The sequence below is a fragment of the Levilactobacillus paucivorans genome (genome assembly GCF_001437125.1).
Taxonomy (GTDB): domain Bacteria; phylum Bacillota; class Bacilli; order Lactobacillales; family Lactobacillaceae; genus Levilactobacillus; species Levilactobacillus paucivorans.
On sequence record NZ_JQCA01000056.1, the window covers coordinates 23,946 to 31,167 of the forward strand.

The 7,222-nt window shown below is 49.6% G+C and carries 5 protein-coding genes; 3 read left to right on the forward strand and 2 right to left on the reverse strand.

Translation table 11 applies throughout. The annotated features are described in order from the left end of the window. Positions 1-132: 132 nt before the first annotated feature. Positions 133-2,223, forward strand: a complete 2,091-nt coding sequence (locus IV54_RS05940) for a sulfatase-like hydrolase/transferase (protein WP_157054367.1) — start codon at positions 133-135, stop codon at positions 2,221-2,223. Between the two features lie 162 nt (positions 2,224-2,385). On the opposite strand, the gene IV54_RS05945 is transcribed toward IV54_RS05940, so the two are convergent. Beyond that, a complete protein-coding gene (locus IV54_RS05945) occupies positions 2,386-3,384 on the reverse strand; it encodes an NAD(P)/FAD-dependent oxidoreductase (RefSeq protein ID WP_083488532.1) in 999 nt (332 codons plus the stop codon). 43 nt (positions 3,385-3,427) lie between these two features. On the opposite strand from IV54_RS05945, the gene IV54_RS05950 reads away from it, so the two are divergent. Beyond that, a complete protein-coding gene (locus IV54_RS05950) occupies positions 3,428-4,183 on the forward strand; it encodes an alpha/beta fold hydrolase (RefSeq protein ID WP_057878479.1) in 756 nt (251 codons plus the stop codon). Here IV54_RS05950 and IV54_RS05955 read toward each other — a convergent pair. After that, the gene (locus IV54_RS05955) at positions 4,168-5,211 is read right to left on the reverse strand and encodes a PrsW family intramembrane metalloprotease (protein ID WP_057878480.1); all 1,044 of its coding nucleotides are present in this window, start codon (positions 5,209-5,211) and stop codon (positions 4,168-4,170) included. The two genes, IV54_RS05950 and IV54_RS05955, sit on opposite strands and share 16 nt — an antisense overlap. A gap of 184 nt (positions 5,212-5,395) precedes the next feature. Between IV54_RS05955 and IV54_RS05960 the strand changes: the two genes are divergently transcribed. Further along, positions 5,396-6,352 (forward strand): nucleoside hydrolase, encoded by a 957-nt coding sequence (locus tag IV54_RS05960; RefSeq protein WP_057878481.1) that lies wholly within the window; start codon positions 5,396-5,398, stop codon positions 6,350-6,352. The last annotated feature ends 870 nt before the right edge of the window (positions 6,353-7,222 follow it).

Genomic DNA, 7,222 nt, shown 5'->3' on the forward strand with positions numbered 1-7,222 from the left:
TAGGATGAACACCGGACCCTAGTGATCGCACCGCGACTCATCTATGGTAAACTGGAATTACTTTATTTAGACACGAAGGAGCGAAATATCTTGGAACGTCTCAAACAACTATGGACCAAAACGGGGACCCGTATGGGCTTTGTCAGCCTAATGGTCATCCTTTTTTGGTTAAAAACGCTGGTCGCCTACTTCGTTGACTTTAAGTTAAACTTGAGCGACCCGTTTCAATTTCTAATCGTGCTCCTCAATCCCATCGCGACGACCATTCTGTTATTTGGTCTCGCTCTTTATTTTAAACGGGCCCGGTTCTTCTACCCGTTTCTCTTTCTGATCGATATCCTTAATACCCTGTTACTCTACATCAACGTCATCTACTTCCGTGAATTCACGGACTTCATGACCGTGAGTACCATGCTGGGCTACTCCAAGGTCGACCAGGGACTCTCTGGCAGTTCACTAGCCCTAACCTCCCCTCACGACGTGCTGTACTGGTTGGACCTGGTGGTTGTCCTGGTTCTTCTGACCGTCCGGCGAATCCGCATCGACCCCCGTCCAGTTAACAAGCGGGTCGGCTTGGCCGTCACTTCGGTCGCGTTTCTAGCCTTTACGGTCAACCTATCACTGGGTGAAATGGACCGTCCCCAACTCCTAACCCGGACCTTCGATCGAACTTACGTGGTCAAGTACCTCGGGCTGGACGCCTTCACCGTTTACGACGGTATCAAGTCCGGACATACCAGTGAGATGCGAGCAAACGCCAAGAAATCCGAACTCGATGGCATCCTCAAATACATCCATAAAAATTATGCGGCTCCCGATAAACAACTCTATGGGGTAGCCAAGAAGAAAAACGTCATTATCATTCACTTGGAAAGCTTCCAACAATTCCTAATTAACAAGAAGGCTAACGGCCAAGAAGTCACACCGTTTTTGAATAAGCTCTATAAGAGCAAGTCCACCTATGCCTTTGACAACTTCTTCCATGAAGTCGGCCAAGGTAAGACCTCCGATGCCGAAACAATGCTGGAGACCGGGACCTATGGCTTGCCACAAGGATCGTTGTTCACCCAATTAGGAAACGACAATACCTTCCAGGCAGCCCCTGCCATCTTCGATCAAGCAGGTTACTCAACCGCCGTCTTCCACGGAAACGTCGGCAGTTTCTGGAACCGTAATAACACGTACAAGAACTTAGGTTATCAATACTTCTTCGACGCCAGCTACTACGATACCTCGGGTGATAAATCCTTGGGTTATGGCTTGAAGGATAAGCTTCTCTTTAATGACTCCGTCAAATACCTCGAGCATTTGCAACAACCGTTTTACGTGAAGTACCTGACCGTCAGCAATCACTTCCCATTTACTCTGGATAGTGAAGATTCTTCCTTCAAGACGCCAGATACTGGGGATAAGACGGTGGATAACTACTTCAAGACTGCCAATTACCTCGACCAATCTATCAAGGAATTCTACGCCTACCTGAACAAATCGGGCTTAGCCAAGAACTCTCTGGTGATGATTTACGGCGACCATTACGGAATTTCTAACTCCTCGAATAAGAGCCTGGCCAAGGTCTTAGACGTTAACCCAGATGACTGGAACGACTATGACAATGCCCAGCTCCAACGCGTTCCACTCATGTTTAATATGCCCGGCTACAAGCACGGCAAGGTGGAACATACCTATGGTGGTGAAGTCGATGTCTTACCAACGTTGCTCCACTTGATGGGTATGAACTCGAAGAAGTACCTGCAATTTGGGACCGACCTCTTCTCCAAGCAACACAATCAGGTCGTGGCCTTCCGTAACCGTGACTGGGTCAGCCCAGACTACACGTCCATCGACGGCACGATTTACAGCAACAAGACCCACCAGGAGATCCATCCAACCGGTAAGCTCAAGGAAAAACTGGAAAAGATGCAGGACAAGGTCAACCAAGGCTTGTCCTATTCCGACTCGTTGAACCAAAAGAATCTCTTGCGGTTCTACAATCCTAAGGGCTTCAAGGCGGTCGACCCTTCGGATTACAACTACGCTAACGGCCTCACCAAGGCCGAGAAGCTCGAGAAGTCACTGGGTCTCAAGTCAACCAGTATCTTCTCCAGAGACGGCGACAAGTCGACTCAGAGCCTCTACCGTACGGATGCTCCGGAACTGAACCATAAGGAAACTGATTCTAACCGGATCAAGATTACCAATCAGGATGATACTAGCGGCAAGTAAGAGAGTGTGCACACAGGCTATCGGTGTTAAGCGGAGCTGACTGCCTGGGCGCACACGTTTCGACAATGTAAACGCCACCTTTTCTATTCTCCAGAACACAAAGAAGCTGACCAGTCCCCACAAGGGTTAATTGGTCAGCTTCCTTTAGTTTTCAAGCTTTTATCAGGACTGTTTAGGGGTCAGGGAGGTACTATGGATAGGACCCCGGCGATCCGGAAATTCACGATCCATGATGGCTTGGACAGCCAGCGGTGCCTCACCATAGCCCACGGCAATCAACGGTTGCTTGCCGGGATAGGTGGCACCATCCCCGATAGCATAAATACCGGGAACGCTGGTCATCATTTGGCGGTCAACGGTCATCACGTGACGGTCCTGGTCGAAGTCCACGTCCCAGGCGTCTAACGCCCGGTGATCGGCAATAAAACCGTAGCTGACTACAACGTCATCAACGACCTGTTCTAGCGGTTCACCGTCACCACCCACGGGCTTCAAGGTCACGGCAACCTCACCAGTTGGCGTGCTAGCTAATGCCTTGATTAGATACGGTGTCACCACCTGAACGCTGGAAGCTTGTAACCGATCGACCATATGCGGCAGTCCTCTGAACTGGGCCCGTCGGTGAATCAACGTGACTGATTCAGCTACCGTCGTTAACATCAGGGCCTCATCGATCGCGGCATCCCCGCCACCGGCAATCAAGACGCGCCGATCGCGGAAGCGTTCCAGATCACGAACACTGTAGAAAAGGTGCTGACCCGTGAGTTCAGCGGCGCCTGGAACCTTGAGTGGTCGCGGGGTAAACGCCCCGTTACCGACGGCGACAATCACCGCTTTGGTCTGGCTGATTCCCTTGGGAGTCGTCACTAGAAATCCGGTTTCATCCGGGGTAACGTTGCTGACCGCCTCACCAGTCTTCAGAGTTAATGGAAATTGCGTTAACTGGTCTTGCTGGGCGTGAATCAGATCCTTACCGGTGATGCTCGGCACCCCAGCAATATCTAAAATTGTTTTCTCGGGGTACAAGGCATTCACTTGACCACCCAACTCACTCAGGCTTTCAATGACCTGGGTGTGAGCATTATGCATGCCGGCATAGAAAGCGGCAAACATGCCGACCGGTCCGCCACCAATAATCGTAATATCATAATTTTCGATCAATTCTCTTCACTCCATTTCGACGCCCTTAAAGGAGGTCTTACTCTTGAAACATCGTCGTGGCTTCATTATCTTTCTCACAACTTGTCTGACCCTGGGTGTTTTGGGCTGGGCCTGGCAGGCACGCCAACGATCCTTAACCAACCTTCGCGTGCCGCAAACCCACACCGCCACCCTATTTCTACCAGGGAACAGTGGTGGCTGGTTGTCCCTGCGCGGGATGGTCACCAGTCTCGACCGACCACATCTTGGGCATTACAGTCTAACGGCCCGAGTGACAACTGACGGTCAGGTCAGCTGGCAGCAGCATGCTCCCATCACAACGAATACGCTGATCCCCGTGCTCTTTAAAGACAACACGCACTCCCACAAAGAAGCACGGCAACTCGTGACCGTCCTGCAACAGCTCCATGACCGCTATGGCATCACCCACGTTAATATGGTTGGCCACTCTTCTGGCGGCACGATTGCCTATGATTATTTGAATCAGACCCAACACGCACCAGTCACGGTCTCACGCCTCGTCTGTATCGGCGCTGACTTTCCGGGTCGACAACCCCTCAAGCAGGCCGAACCCCAGCTCCACATTTTAAACCTAGCCGGAGCCATTGGTAGCCTCGATAACGACAGTGAGGTGCCCATAGACACCGTCACACCCCTGAAGCAGCTCGTAGCGGGACAAGTCGCCAGCTACCGCTTCCAGGAGCTTAGAGGGCCTGTCTGGCAGATGCAACACTCCCTGCTTCACGAGAATCCGGCAGTTGACCGGATCATGATTCGCTTTCTCTATCCACCGAGTTGACTATTCTTTAGGATACGTTGCCCCTGTAAAGTCCGAGCCTCACGTAATCCTGCATTGATGAGAACGAAGATGGCCAGCCAACCAACGGCAATCAAGACCCACTGTTGTAGATAGAGAATATCCAAGACGTTAAAGGGCGCATTCCAATCCCAACCGGCATGTAACGCGATCGCCAGGAGATAGAATCTAAGGAACTTGGGGGCAACCATATTGCTCCCAGTTACGGGTTGATGGCGCTCCTTAGCCAAAATGATGGCGGCACCCATAATTGCTGACCAGATCGTGTGGGTTCCAATGGCTTGCCAACTTCGCATGAGTAGTGTCACCAGGCCATACTGGCCGGTGTAGCCCGCGGTTTCGAAAACGGCAAATCCAGCTCCAATAGCCGCCCCAATGAGAAGGCCGTTGAAGATATAATTTAGTTTAAATCGATTGACAAAATAAGCAATAATCAGCATCTTGGCGGTTTCTTCAATAAACCCAACAATGACGGCCGACTCCCACGAGGTCCCATTTCCAGATGGAATCAAGGAGTAGAGAATCATCGTGGCCACCAGGGATAGAATCCCCCCAACCAGGAAAACCGTCATCAGTTGGTAGACCGAAATGTTTCGGAAGACGTTAATTTCAAAGAACATGATCAGCAGTGAGAAAGGCACCGTCAATGACCCAATGAAGATCATCCCGGGCACGGCATTGTTACTCCGAAAGCCCAGGAATAGCAGCGCTAGTAGCACGAAGCTAACCCCTAGGACGCTGAAGACTCGTGAAAATAACCACGGCTTGACGGGAGCCGCCGAAACAGCTTCTAACGATGGCGTGGTTGTTCGGGTTCCGACGATAAACAACGACTCCGCATCGTCCAGATCATGATGCTTAAATACGGCGGAAAACATCGAAAATAAATGAATTTCCACCACTTTATTTTCTCCAGTCCACTCATTCATCTCTTTGGTTGCATCATCCAGTAAATGATTGTGGTACTCGAAATGCCGTTTAACCGGCTTTACTGACTCTTTATCAGCCATACACAGTCCCCCCTAAACGGTTTAGGCGTGTCGCAAGTTCTTTCTTAAACCTGAGTCCTATCTTACCCTGAACGACGAATCGCTTCAACATCTGATGGTTCGGAGGTTGCTAAATGTAAACAGTTACATTATAGTTGTAGTAGGCGACCCGCCAACTATAGCTGAAAGAGGAGATAAATATATCATGGCAAAACGTAAAATGATTTTAGACCTAGATACTGGGATTGACGATTCACTCGCAATCGCATATGCATTAGGTGCTCCAGATGTAGACTTAATTGGGATTATTGGTTCCTATGGGAACGTTGTTGTTGAAGCCGGTGGCCAAAACTCTTTAAAGATTTTGGAATTACTCGGCCACACTGACATTCCTGTCTACCTGGGCGAAAGCCATTCTTCAACTAGTGATCACTTTGACCGGATGCAAGTTAGTGCCGACATCCACGGTGAAAATGGGATTGGTCAAGTCGAATTGCCTGAACCAAAGCGTTCAATCGAAAAAGAATCTGGTGTTGACTTCTTAATCGAAGCTGCCCACAAATATGGTAAGGACTTAACCTTGGTTCCTACTGGTCCAATGACCAACTTAGCCGCTGCCCTCAAGAAGGCTCCTGAAATCGCCAATGAAATTGGGAACATGACCTTCATGGGTGGTGCCTTAACTGTTCCTGGTAACGTGACGGCCTATGCCGAAGCCAACATCAACCAAGATGCTGAAGCTGCTAACGCCGTATTGACCAGCCCAATGCACTCAACCATGGTTGGTTTGGACGTTACCTTACGGACCCTCTTAACGAAGAAGGAAACCCAACAATGGCGTGACTTAGGTACCGAAGCCGGTGAAAAGTTTGCCGACATCGTGGACTACTACATCCAAGCTTATGTTGACGTTAACGACAACCTCGGTGGCTGTGCTTTGCATGACCCACTCGCAGTTGGTGTTGCCCTTGACCCTAGCTTCGTAACGACCATTGACTTAAACATGGTGGTTAACTACAACAAGGAAACTTACGGCCGGACTATCGGTGACGATAACCGTCTGAACGAACCTACCAACGTCAAGGTTTCTGTTGCCGTTGACAAGGACCGTTACTTGAAGACCTTCATGGAATACTTAACCGCATTATTCAAAAAGAACTAAATTTTAACTCTTTCAGGGAAGCCATGCTACGGAGCATGGCTTCTTTTTTATGCCATCTGTAGCGGCTGAGTGCCCGTTCAATCGGCAACCGCAGCAATACTTCTCGCCTTACCGGCCGGCAGCTGGGGGGGCTGGAACGGTGCGAACACAACTTGAAGCCTCGAAGCCCACGAGTCTTCAAGCTTGGTTTTCCCCTAAGCCAGTGAGAAGATCCCTCACTGACTAAGGAGAACGACGCGCCTGAGCCCCTAGCTACCGGCCTCACGGCTGAGACGGAAGCACCAAAATAACACTTATCGACACCAACCAAACTAGCTATAGCAAAACTGGGAAAACAGATCGGCTGTAGTACCACAAAGAATAACGAAATTTTTAACTCACAATAAAATAAAATCCGTAACTATTGTCTAAGACATCCCGACAATGACTACGGATTTTTAAGTTTAATCAATTGAGACCTACCTTCACGATACTATACAAACATACCCAGACTGAGGTAAACCGATACTTCGCTTGGGCCATCATCAATCTTAGCCGGAGGAGGCCAGGGATGGAGCCGGCCGTGGTGGTGATGTTAGACCGAGTGCTTTTCTCGGCCTTACATCACGGGCGACCTTTAAGACCCGCGCTCCTGGCGGGGCTTAAAGTCGAGCGAGAAGCCCACAGGGCTGAAGCGTCCCCACAGCAGGCGTAATCCCTGGCAGCCGCAGGCGGCCAAATTAAGCAAGCATAAAAATAGCAACCATAAAATATATGGTTGCCAATATATATTACTTAACCTTGTAGTTAAAGTTGTTGGTCATGGTCTTAACACCCGAGAGCGTAAAATATCTTGTGTAAATGCATAAAAGATTTCTGAATTGTATAGAA

Bases quoted from the DNA above. Each gene is read 5' to 3' on its own strand.
- IV54_RS05940 (WP_157054367.1), top strand. From the start codon at position 133: ATGGGCTTTGTCAGCCTAATGGTCATCCTTTTTTGGTTAAAAACGCTG.
- IV54_RS05955 (WP_057878480.1), bottom strand. From the start codon at position 5,211: ATGGCTGATAAAGAGTCAGTAAAGCCGGTTAAACGGCATTTCGAGTAC.
- IV54_RS05960 (WP_057878481.1), top strand. From the start codon at position 5,396: ATGGCAAAACGTAAAATGATTTTAGACCTAGATACTGGGATTGACGAT.